Genomic DNA, 800 nt, shown 5'->3' with positions numbered 1-800 from the left:
GCGCCGCGCGGGCGGCGCTAGGTCTCCCAGGCGACACCCCCGTCATGGCCTGCACTTTGTCGCCGCAACACTTTCTCCAGGCAGGCACCACGCCCCCCCTGACAGACCTCGCAAAAATCGGAAACTCCCGATACCAATTACATTTCGCATTTGACAATCATTATCATTACTAATAGCGTGTCGCAGGTCGTAGGAAGCGTCCCTGCCCGGGTGCCTCCTCCCCCTTTGTGACAAGGTGATTTCCATGGCGGAACAACTATCCACAAGTAAGTGCGATTCACCATTACTGCAGGCCTTCGTAGACAACCGCAGCATTCTGGTCAAGATTGCAGCGCGCATTACCGGCTGCCGCTCGCGTGCCGAAGATGTGGTGCAGGACGCCTTCTTCCGGCTCAGCGCCGCTCCGCAGATAACCTCGTCGTTCAAGGCGCAGCTGAGCTACCTGTTCCAGATCGTGCGCAACCTGGCGATCGACCATTACCGCAAGCAGGCGATGGAGCTGAGATACTCCGGCAGCGAAGAGGAAGGCCTGAATGTGGTCATCCAGAACGCCTCGCCCGAAGCCACCCACATCAACCTGGCCGCGCTGGACGATATAGCCGAAGCGCTGAACCAGTTGCCCCAGCGCACCCGCTATGCGTTCGAGATGTACCGCCTGCATGGCGTACCGCAGAAGGACATCGCCAAGGAACTGGGCGTGTCGCCGACCTTGGTCAACTTCATGATCCGCGATGCCCTGGTGCATTGCCGCAAGACCGCCAACCGGCAGGGCTGACCCTAGCTTCAAGCTACAAGCTACA

1 protein-coding gene is annotated in these 800 nt (G+C 59.4%); it reads left to right on the top strand.

Translation table 11 applies throughout. From position 1 onward, the window contains the following. The first annotated feature begins 244 nt into the window (after nt 1–244). Complete coding sequence (locus B3361_RS17025) at nt 245–775, top strand: RNA polymerase factor sigma-70 (protein WP_009684812.1); 531 nt, start codon at nt 245–247, stop codon at nt 773–775. The last annotated feature ends 25 nt before the right edge of the window (nt 776–800 follow it).

The sequence above is a fragment of the Pseudomonas sp. UBA6699 genome, assembly GCF_002454615.1.
Classification (GTDB): domain Bacteria; phylum Pseudomonadota; class Gammaproteobacteria; order Pseudomonadales; family Pseudomonadaceae; genus Aquipseudomonas; species Aquipseudomonas juntendi.
Note: the sequence above shows the minus strand (reverse complement) of the source record. Positions and strands in the feature narration are given on the sequence as shown.

Coding starts and splice junctions, on each gene's coding strand:
- B3361_RS17025 (WP_009684812.1), top strand. CDS start 245: ATGGCGGAACAACTATCCACAAGTAAGTGCGATTCACCATTACTGCAG.